Here is a 23,823-nt window from a genome sequence, read left to right on the forward strand (position 1 = left end):
TGTCGGGCGTCACCAGTAGTCGGGCAGGCTGTAGCGGTCGGTGTTGGTGGCGTGCCACTCGTGGTTGCCGGCCACCCAGGCGGCGAGACCGGTGGCGTAGCGCTCGATCGGCGGTGAGGTGGCGGACAGGGCCGCGGACTCCTCCTCGAACGCCTCCATGATCCGGTTGTGGATCTCGACGGCCTCCAGATAGGCGGCCTTCAGCCCGCACCGCTGGTTGGCGGCGATCACCATGGGCAGATTCAGATGGTCCGGGTCGTTCGACATCTCCTTGGTGAAGGAGTACAGGTCGTTGACGATCGTGGCCGCGTTCCCGGCCAGCGCGGTGATCCGCTGGACCTCGGGCTGGGCGTAGAGGGCCTCCGGCAGCTCCCAGCCGTCCACGGCGTCGACGACCGACAGACAGGGCCGGAAGTTGTTGAACTGCCGCATCACCAGGTACTCCCAGACCTGTGGCATGTGGTCGGTCTCCGCCCAGGCGGCCTCGCCGAGATAGCCCAGATGCAGCCGGGCGAGATCGTGGACGAGCCGGTCCGTCTGGCTGGGGGTGGCGAGGGCGGCGTAGTCCCGCAGCGCGTGGTGGTACGAGCGCAGCGGGCCGTCCGCCCGTACGCCGTGCCGCCACCGGTCCTCCATGTCGGGGGTGCTGTGGAGCGGGTCGAGCGCCGACTGGGCCATCAGCAGCCGGCCGCCGAGGCCGCGCGGCGAGCCGCCCTTGCCCTCGTCGACCTCGCAGTAGACGTTGTCGACCAGATGCTCGGCGAGCAGCAACTTCCCGGCGGCGGCGAGGTGTTCGGGTCCGGCCCCGCCCGGATGCGCCAGTACGATCGCCCGGCCCAGGCCGAACCGCGCGAACTGCCCCTTCCACTCCCGGGGGAACAGGTCCAGCCGCTCCGCCCAGGCTTCCAGTCTGCGGTCGACCTCCGCGGCCTTCGCCGGATCGGCGGGCACGGCGGGCCGGTACCGCAGCCCCGGGATCGCACCCCCGGCGCGCGCCTGGCGGGAACGGGCCGGACTCGGCGGCCCGGGCAGCCGGGTACGGGCGGGCGCGTCGGCCACCGTCTGCTCGCTCATTCCGGCATCCACCCGATCTGCACGTTCTCCAGGATCCCGGCCGCGTCGGGCACCAGCACGGCCAACGAGTGGTAGGCGGTGACCAGATAGCTCATGATCGCGGTGGTGTCGATGCCCATGAACCGCACGTTCAGCGAGGGCTCGTACTCCTCGGGGATGCCCATCTGGTGCAGGCCGACGACCCCCTGGTCCTTCTCGCCGGTGCGCAGCGCGATGATGCTGGTGGTGTGCTGCGGGCTGATCGGGATCTTGCTGCACGGGAAGAGCGGCACCCCGCGCCACGCCGGGACCTCGTGACCGTCGACGTTCACCGTGCCGGGCACCAGACCGCGCCGGTTGCACTGCCGGAAGAAGGCCGCGATCGCCTTCGGATGGGCCAGATACAGCCGGGTCTTGCGGCGCATGGACAGCAGCTCGTCCATGTCGTCCGGGGTCGGCGGCCCGGAGAACGTGCTGATGCGCTGGCCGTAGTCGATGTTGTGCAGCAGCCCGAACTCGCGGTTGTTGACCAGCTCCCACTCCTGGCGTTCGCGGATCTCCTCGATGGTCAGCCGGAGTTGCTGCTCCGTCTGGTTCATCGGGTTGTTGTAGAGGTCCGCGACCCGGGTATGGATGCGCAACACCGTCTGGGTGAGGGAGAGTTCGTACTCGCGCGGCGCGAGGTCGTAGTCGACGAAGCCGCCCGGCAGCGTCAGCTCGCCCACGTGCCCGGCCTCCAGGGGCACGTCGGCCTCGCCCTTGCGGTTCACGGGCTTGCGCTGCTGCTCGGTGAACGCGTCGAACTGGGCCGCCAGGGACGGTGTGCGCTCCACGAACGCCATCAGCACGTCCCAGTTGAGCGCCAGCACCACCCCCGCCGTGTCGGCCCGTACCGAGCTGAGCCACAGCGGGTCGGCGTGGCCGATGGCCTCGTCGCCCAGTCCGTCGCCGTCGCTGATGACGCCGAGGACCTCCTCCTCGCCGTACTTGCCGGTGGTGTAGCGCGTGAACCGGCCGTGCACCACGAGGTACGCCTCGGTCACCGGCTGCCCGGCGTCCACCAGCACCTGGCCGGCGCGTACCTCACGCACCCGGAACCGGGTGGAGATCTCCCGCAGGGCCGCGAGGTCGGAGTAGCCGCGCAGTGCGGGGAGTTCGGTGAGGGTCTGCGGGATGACCTTGACGTCGTCGGCGCCGTTCTGCTCGAACTGCACCCGGCCCCGGCCGATGCGCAGTTGGAGCCGGCGGTTGACCCGGTAGGTGCCGCCCTTGACGTCCACCCACGGCAGCGCCTTGAGCAGCCACCGCGAGGTGATGGCCTGCATCTGCGGTTCGGACTTGGTGGTCGTCGCGAGCTGCCGCGCGGCCCGGGTGCTGAGGCTGGTGAACTGCGGTTCGTCGGCGGGTTCCGGTGCGCTTTCGGAGGAGCTTACGGGGGCGGTCACATACCCTCCCGATCGGTGAGCGGATGTGCGTGGACGTGCGGGTGCGTGCGGGGACTCGCCTGGACACGGGCGGACGCCGGGTGCTGTCGAGACAGGAACTCGAATGGCGCGGGGCTCGAATGGCGCGGGACTCGAATGGCGCGGGGCTCGAACGGCGCGGAACTCGGGTGGCGCGCTGACGACTTGGTCGTGGGCGGATTCCGAGGCGACGGCCGCCGGAAGGCGGCTGCGGGGCGACATGTGCGGAAGGGCGGTACGTGTCGCGGATACAGCCAAACAGGTGGGACGGCCGGTCGGGCACCGCGTGAAAGGGGCGGCTTCGCGTCCTGGGGATGCGGAAACCGCCGACTGAGGCAGACCACCGGCCGCCTCGTGCTCCCGCGCCCCCCGCTCGCCTCCCACGACCGGCGCGCAGGGCGCACGAAGCGGCAGGGCGTACAGCGCACGATGTCGCCCACGCGACAGGGGCCGCCCGGAGGCGGCCCCTGATCAGCGGTGGTTCACCGGCGTGGCAGTCTCAGGCGGCTCACCAGCGTGGCAACCGCAGCTCGTACCCCGGCTCGATCCGGCGCATGTACCCGGTGTCGTCCCGGGAACGCATACCGGAGTCGACATACAGCCGGTGCAGCCGGTCGAGGGCGTCGTGGTCCAGCTCCACCCCCAGCCCTGGCCCGGTGGGCACCGCGACCTCCCCGTCCCGGATCTCCAGCACGCCGGGGACGATCACGTCGTCGGCGGAGTTCCACGGGTAGTGCGTGTCGCAGGAGTGGTCGAGGTTGGGGATGGCCGCCGCGACATGGGTCATCGCGGCGAGGCTGATGCCCAGGTGCGAGTTGGAGTGCATGGACAGGGCGAGCCCGAACGCCTCGCAGACGGCGGCCAGTTCACGAGTACGGCGCAGCCCGCCCCAGTAGTGGTGGTCGGTGAGCAGCACCTGGATCGCGTTCTGTTCGATCGCCGGCCTCAGATGTTCCCAGGCGACCACGCACATGTTGGTCGCGAGCGGCATCGGCGATTCCCTCGCCACCTCCGCCATACCGGCGATGGTGGCGGTCGGGTCCTCCAAGTACTCCAGTACGCCGTCCAGTCGACGGGCGACGCGGGTCGAGGTCTCCACCGTCCAGGCCGTGTTGGGATCCAGCCGGAGCGGCTGCCCGGGGAAGGCCTCAGCGAGCGCCTCGATCGCGGCGATCTCCTCGTCCGGCGGGAAGACACCGCCCTTGAGCTTGAACGAGCGGAATCCGTACCGCTGTTGCATCAGCCGTGCCTGCTCGACGACCCCGGCCGGGTCCAGGGCCTCGCCCCAGTCGTCCCCGACCGCCGGGCGGCCGTCGAGGGCGGGGTGCTCGGCCCACTTGTAGAAGAGGTACGCGGCGAAGGGCACGGAGTCGCGGACCCGGCCGCCGAGCAGGTCGCTGACCGGGCGGCCGAGCAGCTTGCCCTGTGCGTCGAGGCAGGCCACCTCGACCGCCGAGGTGGTCCAGCCGCGTTCGTGGGAGCCGGCCACGGTCGGCAGCAACGCGGCGTCGATCGCGGCCGCGACGGCGGTCGTGTCGAAGACGTCGAGGCCGACCACGGCCTTCGCGGCGGCGTCGAGCCGCTCCAGCCGGACGGTGCCGCCCGTCGACTCGCCGAGCCCCACCGTCCCGTCCTCCAGGACGAGTTGCAGGACGGTCCGCAGTGCGAGTGGTTCGTGGACGCCGCCCGAGTTGAGCAGCGGCGGGTCGCGGAAGGCGATCGGGGTGACGATCAGTTCCCGGATCCGGGTCCCCGGGGTGCGGGTGCGGGTGCGGGTCACGCGCCCACCACCTCCAGTCCGTGGTCGATGAGCTTCGCCAGCCGGGCGAGGTGCTCCGGAGCCGGGTCGACGAGGGGAGCCCGAACGCCCCCGACGTCCAGGCCGCGAAGGGTCACCCCGGCCTTGACCAGCGCCACGGCGTATCCGGGCACCTCGTCGCGCAGTTCGACGAGCGGGCCGTAGAACTCGTCGAGGAGCGTGGCGACCAGTGCCTCGTCGCCCTCGGCCAGGGCCCGGTGGAAGGAGAGGGCGATCTCCGGGGCGAAGGCGAACACGGCGGAGGAGTACAGGCCGACGCCGATGCCCTGGTAGGCGGGTGCGGTCATCTCGGCGGTGGGCAGCCCGTTGAAGAACTGGAAGCCCTCCGTGCCCGGTACGGCCCGGACAGCCCGGACGATCCGGTGCATCCTCTCGATGTCCCCGATGCCGTCCTTGAGACCGACGACCCCGGGCAGGGCGGCGATCTCGGCGGCGGTGTCCGGGGTGAGGCGGGCGGTGCCGCGCTGGTAGAAGACGACCGGCAGACCGGTGGCGGCCGTGACCTCCCTGACGTAGCGCACCAGGCCCTGCTGCGGGGCGCTCACCAGATAGGGCGGCAGCAGCAGGATGCCGTCGGCGCCGGCGCGTTCGATCCGGGCGGCCTGGTCGCGGGCGACCGGGGGCGGGCCCCCGGCGGCGGCCAGCACGGGCACCCGTCCGGCCGTCGTCGCCACGGCGATCCGGGTGGCCCGTTCGATCTCCTCGGGCGTCAGCGCGTGGAACTCACCGGTGCCGCAGGCGACGAAGACGCCCCCGGCACCGGCCGCGACCCCGGCCTCGATGTGCTGTGCGAGCCGTTCCTCGTCCAGCGAACCGTCCGGAGCGAACGGTGTGACCGGAAAGAACAGCACTCCTTGGAACTTCATGTCTCCCTCGAAACTACGGGTGTGGGGGTCAGCCCTTGGTGGCCCCGGCGGCGATGCCGGTGACCAGCGAGCGCTGGAGGAGCAGGTAGACGACAAGGCTGGGCACGAGTGCGATGACCGCGCCGGCGAGGACGACGCCCGAGCCGACCTCGGGGTCGGTGCGCAGGATGGAGAGGGCCACGGTGACCGTGTAGTCGGTCGGGTCCTTGGCGGCGATCAGCGGCAGCAGGTACTGGTCCCAGATCATGATGAAGCCGAGCACCCCGGCCACGCCGAGGGCGGGCTTGCACAGCGGCAGGACGATCTGCCACAGCATCCGCAGCTCGCCCACGCCGTCGAGGCGGGCGGCCTCCTCGATCTCCTTCGGAATGTCCTTCATGAACTCGGTCAGCAGCATCACCGAGAAGCCCCAGGCACCGAGCGGCAGGATGACGCCCCACACGGTGCCCTTCAGGTCGATGCCGACCACCGGGACATGGCCGAGGACCAGGGACAGCGGGATGGCGATGACCTCCTCGGGGAGCATCATCGTCAGCATGAACAGGGTCATGATCAGCGCCTGACCGCGGAACCTGTGCCGGGCCAGGGCGTACGCGGCGAGCACGCACACCGCGAGCTGGAGGAGCAGTCCGCCGCCCGCGATGACGAGTGAGTTGGTGAAGTAGTCCCAGATGCCGCGCTCCCCGGCCACCCGGAAGTTGAGCAGCGTGCTGTCGTGCGGGAGGAAGGACAGCGACGAGCCGCTGGGGTGGGTGCTGAGGGCGCCGGAGACGATCGTCAGGAAGGGCGCGGCGAAGATGCCGAGCGCGATCGCGCAGAGCAGGATGCGCAGGGCCCAGGAGACGCCGGGCCGGTCGTTCCAGCCGAGCGCGGTGTCGAAACGGGCGGGCGTCGTACGGGCCGGCCTGCCGGACCGCTTGGACGGGGTGGCGGTGACCTGGTCGGACGGGGCCCGGACGGGGTCGAGGGCGGGTGCGCTCATCGCTTGTCTCCCCTCTGGCGGAAGTGGTTGACGGAGACGGTCAGGAGCAGCGTCACCGCGAGCAGGACGACGGAGGCCGCCGACGCGCCGCCGATGTCGTTGCGGGTGAAGCCGAGGGTGTAGGCGCGGGTCATCCACACCTCGGTGGACCCGGCGGGGCCGCCGCCGGTGAGGACGTACACCTCGGTGAAGACGCGCAGACCACGGATGGCGGCCAGGGTGAGGACGATGCCGAGGGCGGGACGGATCGCCGGCAGGGTCACGTACCGCAGCCGCTGCCACAGCGAGACACCGTCCATCGCGGCGGCCTCGTACAACGTGCGGTCCACGCCCGCGAGTCCGGCGAGGATGATCACCATGTTGTAGGGGGCGGCCATCCAGATGCCCATGACCGTCGTCGCCCAGAGCGCGGTGTCCGGATTGTCGAGGAACGGTGTCGGGCCGAGGCCGAGGACGCCGAGGGCGCTGTTCACGAGGCCGTCGGAGGTCGGGTAGTACATCAGCCGCCACAGCTCACCGACGACGGCGGTCGCGGTGACGACCGGCAGGAAGACGGCCGTGCGGATGATCTTCAGCGAGCGGGCCTGGCCCTCCAGCAGCAGCGCCAGGATGAAGCCGACGACGATCGCGCCGAGCGACTGGCCTATGCCGAGGAGGAGGGTGTGGCCGACCGCGTCCTGGAAGCGGTGGTCGGTCAGGACCCGTGTGTAGTTGTCCAGGCCGACCCACTGGTCGCCGAGGAACGGCCGTACGTCGAAGAAGCTGAGCCAGATGCCCTTGCCCATCGGCACGAACTTGAAGACGAGGGCGAGCAGCAGGCCGGGGGCCAGGAACAGCCAGGGGAGGACGGCCTTCTTGGCGAGGATCCGCCCGGCGAGCGCTCTGCGCCGGTCCGGCGCGACGGTGGTCGCTGTCGTGGTCGCGGTCATTTGTACAGGTCCTGGTCCTTGAGGTCACCGGCGAGGGTGTCGTTGAGTTCCTTGAGGCCGGTGCCGACGTCGCTGCCGCAGTAGGTGAAGACGGCGTTGAGGGCGTCGGCGGTGTCCTGCTTGATCGGCGCGAAGTCGGGTGCGTTGGGGAACTGCTCGGAGGCGTCCTCGTACGCCTTCTGCACGACGCTCCAGCGCGGGTCGTCGCGCACCTGGGCCGCGTCGAGCGTGGAGTTGACGGGGATGCGGACCACGGGCTGGTTCTTGCCCGTCATGGCGAGCTTCTGGCCCTCGGGGGAGATCAGGAAGGCGGCGAGGGCCTGTTCCTGCCTGGTCTTGCCGGTTTTGGCCCCGAAGTAGACGTTCTCGCCGTCGGCGAGCACGGTGGACCCGGCCGGGCCCGCGGGGAACGGGACCACCTCGTACTTGTCCTTGCCGGGCGTGGCGTCGTAGGTGGCGATGTTGTACGGGCCGGTGAGGTACATCCCGGCGTTGCCGTCCTGGAAGTTGGTGGCCGTGCCGGTGACGGCGCTGATGGCGCCGGGCTGGATGACACCGTTGTCACCGCAGAAGAGGTTGTCCTTCATCCAGGTGACGGTGCGCACGGCGGCGGCCGAGTCCATGGCCGGGCGGTAGCCCTTGCCGTCCGGCTCGATGATCTTCGCGCCACCGGACCAGAGGAAGCTGGCGCCCCACCAGGCGGCGTAGCCGTTCTGGGCGCTGCCCGGGACGACCATGCCGTAGGTGTCCTTCTTGCCGTCGCCGTCCGGGTCGCGGTCGGCGAAGGCCTTCGCGACGCTGAGCATCTCCGCCCAGGTCGTGGGCGTCTGGAGCCCGAGCTTCTTCAGCCAGTCCTTGCGGATCATCAGGGTCTGGGCCTGACGGGAGTACGGGATGCCGTAGTGCTCGCCGTCGATGCCCACGGTGGAGGCCCAGGTCCGGTCGGTGATCTGGGCGTGGCCCTCGATCGCGGCCGGATCGATCGGCTTGAGCAGGCCCTGGCTCTGGTAGCTGCCCATCAGTGCGGTGTCGTTGATCATCACGTCCGGGAGGTCCTTGGTGGACGCCCGGCTCTGGAGCTGCTGGTCGAAGTTGATGACCGGCTGGTAGTCGATCCGGATGCCGGTCTTCTCGGTGAAGGCGGCGAACACCCGCTCGTACGTGGCGGCCGGGTCCGGGTTGCTCCGGGTCCAGACCTCCAGCGTGTTCGGGTCACCGCCTCCGGCACTGTCGGACCCCGATCCGCAGGCCGCGGTCCCGAACGCGAGCCCCGCGACGGTGATCATGGCGGCCAGGCGGCGACTTCGTCGGCGAACGCCCATGGGCACACTCCGTTGTTCTCCCGGGCTGCCCGCCCGGCTGTTCACATCCATGAACTCGCTTCATGGATCTAAATGATTGGCCAAGCTACGGAGCGTTTCGTTCGCATGTCAAGACATGGGTGGGAGATTTCACCGGTGTCACACCTGGCGCTCGCGGGACCCTGTCAGGCATCCGAGGACATGAGATCTGGAGGTGGTGCGCCGTGATCCGTCGCACGGCACCGAGTGCCCTGGCGGCCCGGCTCACTGGCCGCCCGGCCGTCGGTGAACGCCGGCTGTCCGGGACGCTCGCCGAGGTCACCCTCGACGACGGTCGGGTGGTGCTCGTCAAGCTGGGCGAGGGCCCCGGCGCGGCCCGGGCCGAGGCGGCCGGACTGCGCTGGCTCGCCGAGGCGGACACGGTCCGCGTGCCGACGGTGTACGGCCACGACGGGGGCCGCCTGGTGATCGACCTGGTGGCGCAGGGGGCACCGAGTGCCGCGGCGGCGGCCCGGCTCGGCGCCGACCTGGCCGCCCTGCACGCGGCCGGCGCGCCCGCCTTCGGCACCCCGCCGCCCGGCGGCCCGAGGGAGGCGTACATCGGGCGCGCCCCCATGCGGAACGTCCCCGGCGCCGACTGGCCGGCGTGGTACGCCGAGCACCGGGTGCTGCCGTATCTGCGCCGCGCGGTCGACGACGGCACGATCCGTCCGGCCGAGGCCGCCGCGGTCGAGGAGGTCTGCGCGCGGCTGCCCGGCCTCGCGGGCCCCGCCGAGCCGCCCGCCCGGCTGCACGGCGACCTCTGGAACGGCAACGTCCTGTGGGGCTCCGACGGCCACGCCCGGCTCATCGACCCCGCCGCGCACGGCGGTCACCGCGAGAGCGACCTGGCGATGCTGGTCCTCTTCGGCTGCCCCCACCAGGGCCACATCCTCGACGGCTACCAGCGGGCGGCGCCCCTGGCGGACGGCTGGCAGGACCGCGTAGGCCTCCACCAGCTCTTCCCGCTGCTGGTGCACGCCGTGCTCTTCGGCCGTGGCTACGCGGAACAGGCCCTGGAAACGGCTCGGGCGGCGCTCGCGCGGTGAGCGCGGGCGCCGCCCGGAGCGGCACGGAGATGAGGAGAGCGAAGAGGCTTGCGGTTGGCCGCTTTCACGGCGGTGAGAAGGAAGCGTCCCCATGGCCTCACTGCGAGCCGCGGTGACAGCCGGTACGAAGCCGGGGTGACGGTCGGCACGAAGCCGCGGGGACAGCAGGTACGAAATCGGGAGGCGCCGATGTGGCGCCTCCCGGTTCGAAGTCGGTGGCGAGGAGAGCGAAAGGACTTGATTTCATTTGGAGTAAAATGAGAAGGAAGCCCCTTCATGGCCTCGCCACGGGCAACGCTAGCACTCAGCCCGGGATCAGGTCGCGCAGATTTCCGAGGGTGATGACCCGGGAGTCCGGGTGCAGCCCTTCGGGCCGTTCGAGACCGATGTACGTCACGGGTTCGTCCGGGACCGGCCCGCCGTCCCACAGGTCCATGACCGTGGTGTCGCGCGCCATCAGGTCGATCAGGTACCCGACCGTCAGCTGCTCGCGCTCCACGAGGGCGCGCACCACCTTGGACACCGACACCTGGTTCTCCTCGACCCGGTTGGCCGACGAGATGCCCCTCAGATACAGGTGCAGCCACTTCGCTCGCCACCGGCCGTCGTCCTCGCGCCGGAACGCCAGCGGCAGCGCGACCTTGCCCACCCCGCGCAGCTCCGACTTCATCCGCACCGTGCGCGGCTCGAAGGGCCGGCCCTTCTGCTCACCGTCACGCACCATGAAGCCGAAGAACGACTCCTCGACCTCCTCGAAGCCCTCGCCCGCGTAGATGTCGACCTGCGGAACGATGAAGGTGCTGCGGACCCGGTCCAGGGACAGGTCGATGAACTCCGAGGCCCCCTCGGGCGCCTCGGTGACATCGCCCGAGTGCGTGCCCCCGACCGCCGTGAGGGACGTGTAGGAGAGCCAGGAGTCGGTGCTGTAGTCGGCGTGCAGAAGCAGTGCCGACAGGTCGTAGTCGGTCCGGACCCCGGTCTCCTTCCAGTACACGAAGAAGCGCAACCGGTCGCCCTCGACCGCCGAGACCGACCCTCGCGGCAGCACGCCGAGCCCGGCCGCGGTCGCCCTGCCGCTGAGCGGCAGCGCCACGTCGATGACGTCGGGGTCGATCAGCAGCCGGCCCGGCGCCGGGAGCCGACGGCGCAGCTCGGCGTCGAGAGCGGCGATCAACCGGTCGCGGTCGGCGGCCGGTACGGGCGGACGGTGGTCCGGGGTCACCCAGGCGCGGCCCCGGCGGTTGACGAAGACGCGGGGCTCGTCGCTCTCCCGCTCCCGGTTGTGGAAGTGCTCGCGGACCGAGAGCACGACCCGGCCGGAGACCTTGGGGGCGACCTCCACGGCGGCGGCCACCACCGCGTCCCGCTCCTCCTGGTCGGCGGCGATGCGCAGCAGGAGGTCGAGGGCGCGGAACAGCTTGCCGGGCGCGGACTCCAGCAGCTTCACCGCGCCGAGCACGTCGAACTCGTCGAGCAGCTTCTCCACCCGGCTGTCGAAGGAGCGCGCCTCCTTCTCGCCCCGCGCCACGGCGAACACGTCGGCGGCGTGCGGCCAGCGCGGGTACTCGTGCGGGTGGAGGCGCTCACCGAGCCGCTTGAACGGTTCCCGGTGCGCGTGCACATCGGCGAGCTTCGCGGGGTTCGCCGCGACCACGGCGTCGAGGCCCGCGAGCAGCCCCCGGCGCACCGGCCGCGACAGCGCCCGGAACCGCGTCGGCTCCCGCAGTGTCACGTCGCCGCCCGACAGCGCGCAGGCCAGCCGCAGCACATCGGTGACGGTGTCCAGGAGGAGGTCCGCGCCGACGCCGAGCCGGGCCTCGTTGACCACCGCCCGGTTCTCCCGGACCGGGATCCGCTCCGGCTGGGGGCCGAGCGCGCACCGCTCGGCGAGCAGCTTGAGGTCACGCAGGTGGTCCTCGCCCAGCGGGGTCGTGCTGCCCGCCAGGGCCAGGTACAGATCGGTGAGTTCGTCGTCCAGGTCCCGGCCCAGGTGCAGGACGGTCACCCGGTCGCCCGCCGACGCGATCAGCTCGTCCTGCGCCGCGAGCATCTCCTCGTAGGTGTGCTGGTAGCGGCCGTACGTGGGGAGGCTGAGCAGGTCGAGCACCCCGTTCGCCAGCTGTGTCAGCACGTTCTCGCGGGACTTCTCGTCGCCGAGGGCCTGCGCCACGCACCGCGTCCAGAACTCCTCGGTGTCCGGCACGTTCGCCGGGAAGTCGATGAAGTAGGAGTTGTGGTGGACGTGGTCGCCCACCATCTCGCGCACCGTGCGCAGTGTCCGCCCGGCGGTGTGCAGCACCGCGGCCGCGGACAGTCCCGACAGCCGCTCCAGCAGCTCCGCCGAGAGCTTGAAGCCCACGCCCATGAGGGCGGCGTCGAACTGCCGCGCGGCGGCGGATCCTTCGCCGGCGGACCCCTGGGGGGCGGGAAGGTGGTGGGTGTGCCGGACGACCAGCGATGCGAGACTCTGCGCCATTCCGGGATGATCGCAGAGGTGTACGAATCGGCGCACGGGAGTTTTCCGTACGCCGCCGGGTTCCGCACGCCGCTCGGCCCCGAACGTGTCCCGCTACACCTGCGCCGCCGCCTCCAGCCCGCGCCGCGCGTGCGCGAGGAAGCCGGCGAGGGCGAACTCGAAGGCGGCGTCCGCGCGACCGTCGCCCGCCGCGTCCAGCGCCCGGGCCAGGCGCGGCGTGGCCGACTCGTCGGTGATCTCCCACATGGCGACGGGGGCGGCGAGGTCCAGGGCCGAGCCCAGGACGACGTTCTCCAGGGCGACCAGCACCGGCATCACGTCCGGGAGGGGGAAACCGGCGTCGAGGAGCAGGGTGACGGCCCGCTCGTACTGTTCGAGGACGCGCGGCGCCCGTACCGGGGAGGTCATCAGCAGCGGGACGGCCCGGGGGTGGGCCGCGAAGGCGGCGCGGTAGGAGCGGGCCCAGGCGGCGAGGGCCTCGTCCCAGGGGCGCAGGTCCAGGGCGGAGACGTCGATGCCCTCCGCGACCCGCTCGCGCAGCAGTTCGACGATGCCGTCCCTGCCGTCCACGTGGTGGTACACCGAGCCGGTCTGCACCCCGAGCCGCCGCGCGATCTGCGGCACGCTGAACTCGCCCTGCGCGTCGAGGAGTTCCAGCGCGGTGGTGGTGATGCGCTCCCTGTCGAGCAGGGGTGTGCGCGGCCGTCCCATGGTGTCCGTCCCCTCCGGGGTCTTCCCAGCAGTCCGAGGTGAAGGCTACATTGCGAAAACCGAAAGCCTTTAGGTTTACGGGCTCAGGTCATCCCGCACGGCCCGCTACCCTCGTCCCTGCCCGCAGCCAGAAGGGCTTTCCCTCATGACTGTCACCCCCGACGCGACCGCCGCCTCCCCTGCCGGCAACGCCGCCGCGCCCTCCCTGCGCTCCGGTTCGCTCGGCACCACCGACATCGCGTTCTTCGTCGTCTCCGCCGCCGCCCCGCTCACCGTCATGGCCGGCGTCGCCCCGCTCGCCATCCTGATGGGCGGCATCGGCGCCCCCGTCGGCTATCTCGTCGCCGGCCTCACGCTCGCCGTCTTCGCCATCGGCTTCACCACCATGAGCCGCCACGTCCGCAGCGCCGGCGCCTTCTACGCGTACATCACCCGAGGCCTCGGCCGCCCGGCCGGCATCGGCGCCGCGCTCCTCGCGCTCATCGGCTACAACGCCATGGAGATCGGCGTCTACGGCCTCCTCGGCAGCGCCACCCGGGACACCGCCCACGCCCTGCTCGGCGCCGACATCCCCTGGCTTCCCGTCTCCCTCGTGGGCCTGCTGCTCATCGGCTACGCGGGCTTCCGGTCCATCGACTTCGGCGCCAAGCTCCTCGGCGTCCTGCTCGTCGCCGAGACCGGCGTCCTCGTGCTGCTCGCCGGGGGAGTGCTGATCAAGGGCGGTGCCCACGGCCTCTCCCTCGCCTCCTTCGCCCCGGACAACGTCATGGTCCCCGGCATGGTGGCCGTCCTGGCCTTCGCGTTCGCCGCGTTCACCGGCTTCGAGTCCACCGTCATCTACCGCCGCGAGGCCCGCGACCCGGCCCGCACGGTGCCCCGCGCCACCTACCTCGCCATCGGCTTCCTCGGCCTGTTCTACGCCTTCATCGTGTGGACCGTGATCCAGGCCTTCGGCGACGCCCAGGTCATCGCGGCGGCCGGCGCCAACCCCACCGACCTGTTCTTCTCCGCCATCACGACCTACGTCGGCCCCTGGGCGGCCGACCTGATGCGCGTCCTCATCGTCACCAGCGTCCTCGCCTCCCTGCTCGCCTTCCACAACGCCATCAACCGCTACGGCCTCGCCCTCGCGGAGGAGGGGGTCCTCCCCAAGGTGCTGGCCCGTGTCCACCCGCGCCACCGCTCCCCGTACGTCGCGGGCATCGCCCAGACCGTGCTCGGCGCGATCGTCGTCCTGGCCTTCGCCGCGGCCGGCGCCGACCCGTACATGCAGCTGCTGCTCTGGGTGAACACTCCCGGCATGCTCGCCCTGATGCTGCTGCAACTGCTCGCCGCGCTCGCCGTGCCCTTCTACTTCCGGCGCGTCACCCACAGCGAGGGCACCGTGCGCACGGTCGTCGCCCCCGTCGTCGCGGCGGCGCTCCTGACCGGCGCCATCGCCCTGGTCGTCAGCCACCTCGACCAGTTCACCGGTGCATCCACGGCGGTCAACACCTTTCTCGCGGCCGTCGCCCCGGCGGTCCTCGTCATCGGCCTCACCCTCGCCTGGTGGCTGCGCCGGGCCCGGCCCGGGGTCTACGCGAACTTCGCCGCCGAACCCCCGGCCGAACCGGGCGACTGACCCGCCCCAGCCGACCGCCGCCGCCCCCCACCACCGGAGGAGACCTCTCCATGTCCACCGCCGACCTCGTCATCACCGGCGCCCACGTCCGCACCCTCGACCCGGAGCGGCCGTACGCCACGGCGGTCGCCGTACGCGACGGCCTGATCGCCGCCGTCGGTGAGGCCGCGGACGTACGGGACTGGCGTGGACCGGCCACCGAGGTCGTGGATCTGGGCGGCGGCAGCCTGGTGCCGGGCCTGGTGGACAGCCACAGCCACCCCGTGTGGGGCCTGGACCTGGCCACCGGGACCGACCTCACCGGCGTACGCGACCTGGACGGACTGCGCGCCGCGCTCACCTCGGGAGAACGCGTCGACGGCTGGGTCATCGGCTACGGCCTGGACCACAACGTCTTCGGCGGCCGGCCCGTCGACCGCGCCCTCGTCGAGGACGTCCTGGACGGCTCCCCCGCCTTCCTGCGCCTGTACGACGGCCACTCCGCCCTCGCCAGCGGGGCCGCGCTCAAGGCCGCCGGCATCACCGGACCGCGTGCCTTCGCACAGCGCTCGCACATCGCTGTCGACGCCGACGGACGGCTGACCGGCCACCTCGTCGAGCACGCCGCGATGGAACTGCTCCAGCCCGTCCTGCCCCGGCCGTCGTACGCCGATCGACGCGCCCGGCTGGCCGGGTTGCTGGGCGCGATGGCCGCCACCGGCCTCACCGGCGCCCATGTCATGGACCTCGGCGACCTCGACCTGGTGGGTGCCGTCGCCGAGGAGTCGGCACTGCCGCTGCGGCTGCGCTTCGCGCCCTGGTGCATGCCCGGCGCCGACGCGGACGACCTCGCGGAACTCGTCGCGCTCCAGGGCAGGGGTGGACGGCACTGGCAGGTCGGCGGGGCGAAGTTCTTCATGGACGGCACCGTGGAGGGCGGCACCGCGTGGCTGGACCACCCCGACTGCCACGGCCAGGGCACGGACGCCTTCTGGCCCGACCCGGCGGCGTACAGCTCCGCCGTACGAGAGCTGCACCGGGCCGGGGTGCGTACGGCGACCCACGCGATCGGGGACGCGGCCGTGCGTCATGTTCTCGACACGGTCGCCTCGTTGGGGCCCGGCGGGCGGCTCGCGCATCGCGTGGAGCACATCGAGTCCGTGCCGGACGAACTGGTGGGGCGGTTCGCGCAGGTGGGGGTCATCGCCTCCATGCAGCCGCCGCACACGCGGTACACGCGGGCCGACCTGTCCGACGAGTGGTCGGTGCGGCTCGGTGAGGAGCGTGCGGCGCGGGCGTGGCGGCTGCGCGATCTGCGGGACGCCGGCGCGGTCGTCGCCCTCGGGTCGGACTGGCCCATCGCGCACTACGACGCGCGGGGCGTGCTGGCCACGGCCAGGGAGCCGAGGGGGGCGGCGTCGTCCGGGGCAGGACTCACGGGGTTGCAAGCGCTGGAGGGCTGCACGAGTCACGCGGCGCTGGCGGCGGGTGAGGCGGGTGTCTCCGGTCGTATCGCTCCCGGCCTGCGGGCTGATCTGACGGCCTTGGGCCTCGACCCGGTGGAGGCCCCCGCGGATGAAGTCGCCGATGCGCCGGTGCTTCTTGCCGTGACGGGGGGACACGTGGTGCACCGGGGGCTTTGAGGGAGACGGGGGGCGTGCGCCGTCTCGTCGGCTGTGGCCCCTGGCCCGGAGCCGTCAGCTCGGGGAGTCGCGGAGGTCCTTGACCCGCTTGAGTTTGCCGACCGAGCGTTCCAGGGTCTCCGGGGCGACGATCGTGACCTCGACCGTGACGCCCACACTGTCCTTGACCGCCTGGGTGATCGTCGTGGCGGCCGACTCCAGCTGGTCGGGGGCCGTGCCGGGGCGGGACTCGACCCGGACCGTCATGTGGTCCAGGCGGCCCCGCCGGGTCAGCTGGATCTGGAAGTGCGGGGCCACCGCGGGTGTGCGCAGCACGATCTCCTCGATCTGGCTGGGGAAGACGTTCACACCGCGCAGGATGATCATGTCGTCGCAGCGGCCGGTGACCTTGCGCATCCGGCGGAAGGCGGGGCGGGCGGTGCCGGGGAGCAGCCGGGTCAGGTCGCGGGTGCGGTAGCGGATGATCGGCAGGGCCTCCTTGGTGAGGGAGGTGAAGACGATCTCGCCCTCCTCGCCCTCGGGCAGCACGACGTCCGTGAGCGGGTCGACGACCTCGGGGTAGAAGTGGTCCTCCCAGATGTGCAGGCCGTCCTTGGTCTCCACGCACTCCTGCGCGACACCCGGGCCGATCACCTCCGAAAGCCCGTAGATGTCGACCGCGTGGAGGCCCGCCCGCTCCTCGATCTCCCGGCGCATCTCCTCCGTCCACGGTTCGGCCCCGAAGATGCCCACCCGCAGGGAGGCCGAGCGCGCGTCGACGCCCTGCCTCTCGAACTCGTCGAGCAGCGTGAGCATGTACGACGGCGTCACCATGATGATCTCGGGGCGGAAGTCCTGGATGAGCTGCACCTGGCGGGCGGTCATGCCGCCGGAGGCCGGGATCACCGTGCATCCGGCGCGCTCGGCCCCGTAGTGCGCGCCGAGGCCGCCGGTGAACAGTCCGTAGCCGTAGGAGATGTGCACCTTGTGCCCTCGGCGGCCACCGGCGGCCCGGATCGAGCGGGCGACCACGTCCGCCCACAGGGAGAGGTCGTTCTCCGTGTAGCCGACGACCGTGGGGCGCCCGGTGGTGCCGCTGGAGGCGTGCACACGTCGTACGTCGGCCATGGGCACGGCGAACATGCCGAAGGGGTAGGTGTCCCGCAGGTCGGCCTTCGTGGTGAACGGGAACCGGGCCAGGTCGTCGAGGGAACGGCAGTCCTCGGGCCCGACCCCGGCCGCGTCGAACTTCTTCCGGTACAGCTCCACATGGTCGTACGCGCGGCGCAAGGTCGCCCGCAGCCGGGCGAGTTGGAGTTCCCGCAGCCGCTCCGGGGCAAGGCGCTCGCCGTCGTCCAGCAGGTCGTGGGGGAGTGGTTCGCCCAGGCTGCTCATCACGACTCCTTCGTGCCCACGACCCAGTGGGCCGACCGACCATTCGGTTGCCGTCTGTCACGTCATGTAATCCAGCGGTGTCGCCGCCTGTCAAGAAGGCGCCGGTCGCGGGAGGGGGGGCGTGCGGGTCTTGCCCGTCCGCTCGAATCGCGTCACACTGGTACCGAACGAATGGTCGGTTGGGAAGCTGGTATCGATGACGACGACAGACTCCGCCGGGGCGTTGTCCCCGGACGCCGGGGAGACCTCGGGCGCCGAGGACGCGCTGCGGGAGCACTTCGACGCGACGATCGCGCGGGACCAGCGGATCGAGCCGCGCGACTGGATGCCCGAGGGCTACCGGAAGACGCTCGTCCGGCAGATCGCTCAGCACGCGCACTCGGAGATCATCGGCATGCAGCCGGAGGGCGAGTGGATCACCCGGGCGCCCTCGCTGCGCCGCAAGGCGATCCTCTTCGCCAAGGTCCAGGACGAGGCGGGCCACGGCCTCTACCTGTACTCGGCGGCGGAGACCCTCGGCGCGGACCGCGCCGACCTGACCCGGCGGCTGATCGAGGGCCGCCAGAAGTACTCGTCGATCTTCAACTACCCGACGGCGAGCTTCGCGGACGTAGGCGTGATCGGCTGGTTCGTGGACGGCGCGGCGATCTGCAACCAGGTGCCGCTGTGCCGCAGTTCGTACGGGCCCTACGCGCGCGCGATGGTGCGGATCTGCAAGGAGGAGTCGTTCCACCAGCGGCAGGGCTACGAACTGCTGCTGACGATGATGCGCGGCACCCAGGCGCAGCGGGAGATGGTCCAGGACGCGGTGAACCGCTGGTGGTGGCCGTCGCTGATGATGTTCGGCCCGCCCGACGACGCCTCGCCCAACTCCGCGCAGTCCATGGCCTGGAAGATCAAGCGGCACTCCAACGACGAGCTGCGGCAGCGCTTCGTCGACATGACCGTCCCGCAGGCCGAGAAGCTCGGCGTCACCCTCCCCGACCCGGAGCTGCGCTGGAACGAGGAGCGCGGCCGGCACGACTTCGGCACTCCCGACTGGGCCGAGCTGAAGCGCGTGATCACCGGCGACGGGCCGTGCAACGAGCGGCGGATGGAACGGCGAAGGACCGCCCACGAGGAGGGCGCCTGGGTGCGGGAGGCGGCCACCGCCCACGCGGCCAGGCAGAGCGAGCGAGCCCGGAAGGGGACGGCGGCATGAACCGCGGCACGACCGGTACGAACGACGGTGGTACGGCCCGCACGGACAAGGGCGACTGGCCGCTGTACGAGGTCTTCGTGCGCGGCAAGCGCGGGCTGAACCACGTCCATGTGGGCTCGCTGCACGCCGCCGACGACAGGATGGCCCTCACCCACGCCCGCGACCTCTACACCCGCCGCAACGAGGGCGTCTCGCTGTGGGTGGTGCGCTCCGAGCACATCACCGCCTCCACACGCGACGAGAAGGACCCCTTCTTCGAGCCCAGCGCCGACAAGGTGTACCGCCACCCCACCTTCTACGACATCCCCGACGACGTCCCGCACATCTGAGGAGCAGGGCATGAGTGACGACCACGTCTACCTGTCCCTCGCCGAGGGACACGACGACGACGCCCGCTGGGCGTACGGCACCGGCTTCGAGGACCCGCTGCACGGCGTGGACACCACGGTGCCCGAGGGCGTGGACGCCGGTGAACTGGCCTCGGTCTGCGTGGCCCTCGGCGACGACGCCCTGGTCAGCGCCCAGCGGCTCGCCGAGTGGACCACCCGCGCACCCGAACTGGAGGAGGAGGTCGCCCTCGCCAACATCGGCCTCGACCTCCTGGGGCAGGCCCGCCTGCTGTACTCCCGCGCCGGGCAGGCCGACGGAACCGGGCGCGGCGAGGACGCGTACGCCTACTTCCGCGACGCCGAAGACTTCCGCAACGTCCGCCTCGCCGAACTCCCCGGCGGCGACTTCGCGTTCTCGATCGTCCGGCTGCTCGTGCTGTCCAGCTGGCGTCTCGCGCACTTCGAGCGGCTGGTCACGCACCCCGACCCGGTCCTCGCGGCGATCGCGGCCAAGGGGGTCAAGGAGCTGACGTACCACCGGCAGTACGCCGCCGAATGGGCCGTGCGGCTGGGCGACGGCACGGAGGAGTCGCACCGGCGGATCCGCAAGGCCATGGAGCAAGCGGCCCCGTACTTCGGTGAGTTGTTCACCGCCTGCGACGTACGGGACGAGGTCGCCGCCGTGCTCCGTCAGGTCACCGAGGCGGCCGGGCTGCCGATGCCGGTGTACCGGCCGCTGTCGGGCGCGGGCCGCACCGGTGACCACACCGAGCATCTGGCGCCGCTGCTCGCCGAGTTGCAGAGTGTGGCCCGCGCCCATCCGGAGGCGACATGGTGACCACCCTTCTGCTCGACGCGCGGCGCGCCCGGCACATCGCCGAGCAGGTGCCGGACCCCGAGCTGCCCATGCTGACCCTCGCCGACCTCGGTGTCCTGCGGGACGTCGAGCTGACCGAGGACGGCACGGTGGTCGCGAGTCTGACCCCGACCTACTCCGGCTGCCCCGCCATGGCCGAGATGCGCGCCGACGTGGCGGCCCGGCTGCGCGCCGTCGGCTACGCGCGGGTGGAGATCCGCACGGTCCTGTACCCGCCGTGGACCACCGACTGGATCACCGACACGGGCCGCCGCAAGCTGACGGAACACGGCATCGCCCCACCCGGCACGGCACCCCGGGGCCCGGTCCCCCTCCTGCTGTCACCCATCCGACGGTCGGTCGCCTGCCCCCTCTGCGGCTCGGCGGACACCGAGGAGACCTCCCGCTTCGCCGCCACGTCCTGCAAGTCCCTGTGGCGCTGCCGCGCCTGCCGCGAGCCGTTCGAGCACGTCAAGGAGATCTGATGGAAGGCCTCAAGGAAGAACCGACGGGAGGCCTGCGGGTGGAGCCCGGGGGCCCGGCGGGTGCCGCGCCCCCGGCTGCTTCCGGCGCGCCTGCCTCGGCCGGTTCCGTCACCCCGGTGGTACGCCCCCGTACCCGCCGCCGTCCGGTCTTCCACGCCCTGCGGGTCGCCTCCGTGCAGCCGCTCTGCGAGGACGCCGTCGCCGTCGGGTTCGAGATTCCGGCGGAGCTGGCGGAGGAGTTCGCGTTCGCGCCCGGCCAGTCGTTGACGTTGCGGCGGGACATCGACGGACGCGACGAGCGGCGGTCGTACTCCATCTGCTCGCCGGACGGTTCGACGCCGCGGATCGGTGTGCGGGTCGTGCCGGGCGGGCTGTTCTCGTCGTGGCTCGTCAACGATGTACGGCCCGGCGACACCGTCGAGGTCATGGGCCCCACCGGGTTCTTCACCCCTGACCTCGCCGCCCCCGGCCACCACGTGCTCATCGCGGCGGGCTCCGGCATCACGCCCATGGTCTCCATCGCCGAGTCGGTACTGGCCGCCGACGCGCGTTCGACCGTGACCCTCTTCTACGGCAACCGCCGCAGCGGCACGGTGATGTTCGCCGACGAACTGGCCGACCTGAAGGACCTGTACCCGGCCCGCTTCCAGCTCGCCCACGTCCTGTCCCGCGAACCCCGCGAGGCCGAGGTGCTGTCGGGCCGCCTCGACGCAGATCGCCTCTCCACGCTCGTCGGCTCCCTGGTCGACGTCGACACGGCGGACCACTGGTGGCTGTGCGGCCCGCACGGCATGGTCCGCGACGCCCAGCGGGTCCTGGCCGGACTCGGGGTGCCGATCGACCGCGTCCACCAGGAGCTGTTCCACGCCGACGACGAGCCCGTACGCGAGACCCGGCACGAGGAGGCGGCGGCCGAGGGACCCGTCAGCGAGGTCACCGTCACCCTTGACGGCCGCTCCACCACCGCCGCGCTCTCCCGCGAGCGCAGCATCCTCGACGGCGCCCAACGCACGCGCCCCGACCTGCCCTTCGCCTGCAAGGGCGGTGTCTGCGGCACCTGCCGGGCCCTGGTCACCGACGGCAAGGCCGACATGCGCCGCAACTTCGCCCTCGAACCGGCCGAGATCGACGCGGGATATGTTCTGACCTGCCAGTCGTTCCCGGTCTCGGAAGCCTTGACGGTCGACTACGACACGTGAGGGCCGATGCCCGCAGGGTTGGGCCGGATCGTCGGGCGCCGGCCCGCCGCGGTCGACCGCTCCGCCGACACCACGGTCCACGGGCCGCGAGCAGCTCCACGAACCTCCGCATCTCCGGGAAGACCGGGTGCAGACGCGAGCCCGCTCGGACGGCGACGGTTCAACTCGTCGACCAGCTCGGTCAGTGATCACTTCTGCGCCGCGCGGCCGACCGACTGCACCAACGGCGACAGCCGGTAGGGCACCCGCTCCCGCAGGGCCACCTCGGTGCGCGTGCGCACGACGCCCGGCAGGCTGATGAGCACCTGGATCACGTCCTCCAGATGCGCGTTGTCCCGGGCCACGACCCGGGTCAGAAGATCGCCGCCGCCCGTGATCGAGAACGCCTCGATGATCTCCGGTACGGCCGCCAGCGCGTCCCCCACGTCGTCGAGGTGCCCCTGGGTCACCTCGATGTGCACGAAGGCGAGCACCGGGTGGCCGAGCGCGGCGGGGGAGAGCGAAGGGCTCGTGCCGGTGATCACACCGTCCCGTTCCAGCCGGTCGAGGCGGGCCTGGAGGGTGCCCCGGGCGACGCCGAGGATGCGGGCGTACTCCCGCACGCTGGTGCGCGGCTGGTCCAGGAGCAGCCGCAGAATGCGGGTGTCGAGCTCGTCCACGGCCATGGTCCGTTGGCCTCCCTCTGTCCTGCGGTGATCACAAAAAACTGTACCAATGGCCCAGTCAACCGGACACGGGTTGAGCCACCGACGCTCTGATGCTTTCCTGATGACCACCGATGGCGCCGCGCAGCGCAGGACGGCAATGAGGCCGGTCCGTGCCCGCGGCGCCTTTCCATGCCGTGACGGCCCATGCCGTGCGGGTGGTCGTGCCCGCATCGGCGGGAACCGGACTGGAGAGGGGCGGGCGGCCGGCGGTGAAGAGGATGTTCATGGCTCCGGACCCGGGGCTGCTGAGGCTGCGGATCGCGCTGCGGGCGGTGCTCGGCATCGGCCTCGCGGTGACCGTGTCGGAGCTGGCGGGGCTGTCGCTGACCGCCTCGATCACGGGCGGGCTCACGGCGCTCCTCGCACTGTTCACGGTCGCTGATCCGACAGTGCGCGGCCAGGCGGTCACCACCGCGCTGCTGCCCGCCGCGGGCTTCCCGGTCCTGGCCCTCGCGACGCTGCTGCACGACGTGCCGATGCTGCGCGACGCGGTCTGGCTCGCCGTGATCTTCTGCGGCGTCCACGCCCGCCGCTGGGGCCCACGCGGCCACGCGCTCGGCATCTTCGCGTTCATGACCTTCTTCGTCACCCAGTTCCTGCACGCCGTCCCCGGCCAACTGCCCGAGCTGTACACGGCGATGACCCTGTCGCTGGCCGTCGCCTCGGCCGTGCGCTTCGGCGGCTGGCGCATCGAGCGACGCTTCCCGCCGACGGCGGCCCCCGCCCCGGCCGACGGTCGCGGACTGGCCCGGTCCACCACCCGCCAGGCCTTCCAGGCGAGCGCCGCCTGTGCCTTCGCGATGGCCGCGGGCCAGGTCCTCTCGCAGGAACGCTGGTACTGGGCCGTCGGCACCGCATGGTGGATCTTCGTGAACACCACCTCGCGCGGCGAGACCCTGGTCCGCGGCTTCCGGCGCGTCCTCGGTACGGTCACCGGCATCCTCGTCGGCCTCCTGGTCGCCGTCCCCCTGCACGGCGCCCCGGCCCCCACCGCCGCACTGGTCGCCGTCTGCGTGTTCGGCATCTTCTACACGGCCGCCGTGTCGTACTCCTGGATGATGCTCTGCGTCACCGTCATGGCGGGCCTGCTCTACGGCCTCCTCGGCGTCCTGGATCCGGCGCTGCTCGGCCTCCGCCTGGCACAGACCGGGGTCGGCGCGCTCGGGGCCGCGCTCGCCGTGGCGCTGATCCTGCCGGTCACCACGCACGCCGTCACCGACCGGTGGGTGCGGCGGGCCCTGCGCGCGGTGCACGGCTGCACCGCGACAGCGGCCCGGCGCCTGGCGGGAGACGAGGCCGCGGACCCGGCACCGCGTGTGGCGGAGCTGGAGGCACTCCTCGGGCGCGTGCGGCTGTCTGTCGCGCCCCTGGTCCACCCGCTGAACCCGCTGCGCCCGCGCAAGGAACGGGCCCGCCGGATCCTCGCCCTGCTCGACGACTGCGCCCGGGAGGCCCGCGGGCTCGCCGCCGTCGCCGCAGACCCGGACGCCTCCCACGACGCCCGTCTCACCGCCGCCTGCCGCCGCGTCGAGTCGGCCGTCGAAGCGCTGGTCGGCGCCGTGCCCGAGCGACCCGCCCCGGCGCACGCCGGCACCCCGCGCCCCGGCCACCACCCCGGCGCGGAACAGGCCCTCGCGCACCTCCACGGTCTGGAACGCGCCCTCGCGGACCTCGCCCAGCCCCTGCGCGGCTCCTCCCTCGTACAGACTTTGGTCTAGACCTGCTGCTACTGTTCGCCCGC

Annotated in this window: 20 protein-coding genes; 9 read left to right on the forward strand and 11 right to left on the reverse strand. The window is 71.9% G+C overall.

The window, feature by feature from the left end; translation table 11 throughout:
• Positions 1-9 precede the first annotated feature (9 nt).
• From OG622_RS43660 to OG622_RS43690, 7 genes are all read right to left on the reverse strand, one after another.
• Positions 10-1,074, reverse strand: a complete 1,065-nt coding sequence (locus OG622_RS43660; protein WP_371582464.1) for a family 2 encapsulin nanocompartment cargo protein terpene cyclase — start codon at positions 1,072-1,074, stop codon at positions 10-12.
• Positions 1,071-2,498: a family 2B encapsulin nanocompartment shell protein gene (locus tag OG622_RS43665; RefSeq protein WP_371582465.1), complete on the reverse strand. Its 1,428-nt coding sequence runs from the start codon at positions 2,496-2,498 to the stop codon at positions 1,071-1,073. Before OG622_RS43665 ends, OG622_RS43660 begins: the two co-directional genes overlap by 4 nt.
• A gap of 526 nt (positions 2,499-3,024) precedes the next feature.
• Positions 3,025-4,296, reverse strand: a complete 1,272-nt coding sequence (locus OG622_RS43670; RefSeq protein WP_371582467.1) for an enolase C-terminal domain-like protein — start codon at positions 4,294-4,296, stop codon at positions 3,025-3,027.
• Positions 4,293-5,201 (reverse strand): 5-dehydro-4-deoxyglucarate dehydratase, encoded by a 909-nt coding sequence (locus OG622_RS43675; protein ID WP_371582469.1) that lies wholly within the window; start codon positions 5,199-5,201, stop codon positions 4,293-4,295. Before OG622_RS43675 ends, OG622_RS43670 begins: the two co-directional genes overlap by 4 nt.
• A 28-nt stretch (positions 5,202-5,229) precedes the next feature.
• Entirely contained in the window at positions 5,230-6,183 is a 954-nt protein-coding gene (locus tag OG622_RS43680; RefSeq protein ID WP_371582470.1) for a carbohydrate ABC transporter permease, read from the reverse strand.
• Positions 6,180-7,112, reverse strand: a complete 933-nt coding sequence (locus OG622_RS43685) for a carbohydrate ABC transporter permease (RefSeq protein ID WP_371582471.1) — start codon at positions 7,110-7,112, stop codon at positions 6,180-6,182. Before OG622_RS43685 ends, OG622_RS43680 begins: the two co-directional genes overlap by 4 nt.
• On the reverse strand, positions 7,109-8,434 hold the full coding sequence (locus OG622_RS43690; protein ID WP_371582473.1) for a sugar ABC transporter substrate-binding protein: 1,326 nt from the start codon (positions 8,432-8,434) through the stop codon (positions 7,109-7,111). The genes OG622_RS43685 and OG622_RS43690 overlap by 4 nt, the downstream gene beginning before the upstream one ends.
• Before the next feature lie 203 nt (positions 8,435-8,637).
• On the opposite strand from OG622_RS43690, the gene OG622_RS43695 reads away from it, so the two are divergent.
• Positions 8,638-9,501, forward strand: a complete 864-nt coding sequence (locus OG622_RS43695) for a fructosamine kinase family protein (protein ID WP_371582474.1) — start codon at positions 8,638-8,640, stop codon at positions 9,499-9,501.
• A 304-nt stretch (positions 9,502-9,805) separates the two neighbouring features.
• Here the strand turns inward: OG622_RS43695 and OG622_RS43700 are convergent, their stop codons facing one another.
• Both OG622_RS43700 and OG622_RS43705 read right to left on the reverse strand, forming a co-directional pair.
• The gene (locus OG622_RS43700) at positions 9,806-11,977 is read right to left on the reverse strand and encodes a hypothetical protein (RefSeq protein WP_371582475.1); all 2,172 of its coding nucleotides are present in this window, start codon (positions 11,975-11,977) and stop codon (positions 9,806-9,808) included.
• Between the two features lie 93 nt (positions 11,978-12,070).
• Positions 12,071-12,688 carry a TetR/AcrR family transcriptional regulator gene (locus OG622_RS43705; RefSeq protein WP_371582477.1) on the reverse strand — a complete coding sequence of 206 codons (618 nt, stop codon included), beginning with the start codon at positions 12,686-12,688 and terminating at the stop codon, positions 12,071-12,073.
• Positions 12,689-12,833: 145 nt separating this feature from the next.
• Between OG622_RS43705 and OG622_RS43710 the strand changes: the two genes are divergently transcribed.
• Together OG622_RS43710 and OG622_RS43715 are read left to right on the forward strand one after the other, a co-directional pair.
• Positions 12,834-14,309, forward strand: coding sequence for an APC family permease (locus OG622_RS43710; RefSeq protein WP_371582479.1), 1,476 nt, complete (start codon positions 12,834-12,836; stop codon positions 14,307-14,309).
• Positions 14,310-14,359: 50 nt separating this feature from the next.
• Positions 14,360-15,931 (forward strand): amidohydrolase, encoded by a 1,572-nt coding sequence (locus OG622_RS43715; protein ID WP_371582480.1) that lies wholly within the window; start codon positions 14,360-14,362, stop codon positions 15,929-15,931.
• Positions 15,932-15,985: 54 nt separating this feature from the next.
• On the opposite strand, the gene paaK is transcribed toward OG622_RS43715, so the two are convergent.
• Positions 15,986-17,305, reverse strand: coding sequence for a phenylacetate--CoA ligase PaaK (gene paaK / locus OG622_RS43720; protein WP_371582481.1), 1,320 nt, complete (start codon positions 17,303-17,305; stop codon positions 15,986-15,988).
• A gap of 196 nt (positions 17,306-17,501) precedes the next feature.
• Here paaK and paaA point away from each other — a divergent pair, with 196 nt between their 5' ends.
• From paaA to paaE, 5 genes are read left to right on the forward strand one after another with little or no spacing between them, the layout of a single operon-like run.
• Positions 17,502-18,506 carry a 1,2-phenylacetyl-CoA epoxidase subunit PaaA gene (gene paaA, locus OG622_RS43725; RefSeq protein ID WP_371582482.1) on the forward strand — a complete coding sequence of 335 codons (1,005 nt, stop codon included), beginning with the start codon at positions 17,502-17,504 and terminating at the stop codon, positions 18,504-18,506.
• Entirely contained in the window at positions 18,503-18,835 is a 333-nt protein-coding gene (gene paaB, locus OG622_RS43730; RefSeq protein ID WP_371582483.1) for a 1,2-phenylacetyl-CoA epoxidase subunit PaaB, read from the forward strand. The genes paaA and paaB overlap by 4 nt, the downstream gene beginning before the upstream one ends.
• 10 nt (positions 18,836-18,845) lie before the next feature.
• Positions 18,846-19,673 carry a 1,2-phenylacetyl-CoA epoxidase subunit PaaC gene (gene paaC, locus OG622_RS43735; protein WP_371582485.1) on the forward strand — a complete coding sequence of 276 codons (828 nt, stop codon included), beginning with the start codon at positions 18,846-18,848 and terminating at the stop codon, positions 19,671-19,673.
• The gene (gene paaD, locus OG622_RS43740; protein ID WP_371582487.1) at positions 19,667-20,176 is read left to right on the forward strand and encodes a 1,2-phenylacetyl-CoA epoxidase subunit PaaD; all 510 of its coding nucleotides are present in this window, start codon (positions 19,667-19,669) and stop codon (positions 20,174-20,176) included. Before paaC ends, paaD begins: the two co-directional genes overlap by 7 nt.
• Complete coding sequence (gene paaE / locus OG622_RS43745; RefSeq protein WP_371582488.1) at positions 20,176-21,375, forward strand: 1,2-phenylacetyl-CoA epoxidase subunit PaaE; 1,200 nt, start codon at positions 20,176-20,178, stop codon at positions 21,373-21,375. The genes paaD and paaE overlap by 1 nt, the downstream gene beginning before the upstream one ends.
• Before the next feature lie 188 nt (positions 21,376-21,563).
• On the opposite strand, the gene OG622_RS43750 is transcribed toward paaE, so the two are convergent.
• Positions 21,564-22,040, reverse strand: coding sequence for an Lrp/AsnC family transcriptional regulator (locus OG622_RS43750; RefSeq protein ID WP_371582489.1), 477 nt, complete (start codon positions 22,038-22,040; stop codon positions 21,564-21,566).
• Positions 22,041-22,300: 260 nt separating this feature from the next.
• Between OG622_RS43750 and OG622_RS43755 the strand changes: the two genes are divergently transcribed.
• The gene (locus tag OG622_RS43755; protein WP_371584410.1) at positions 22,301-23,800 is read left to right on the forward strand and encodes an FUSC family protein; all 1,500 of its coding nucleotides are present in this window, start codon (positions 22,301-22,303) and stop codon (positions 23,798-23,800) included.
• Positions 23,801-23,823 lie beyond the last annotated feature (23 nt).

Origin of the sequence: Streptomyces sp. NBC_01314 (assembly GCF_041435215.1) — a bacterium.
Lineage (GTDB): Bacteria > Actinomycetota > Actinomycetes > Streptomycetales > Streptomycetaceae > Streptomyces.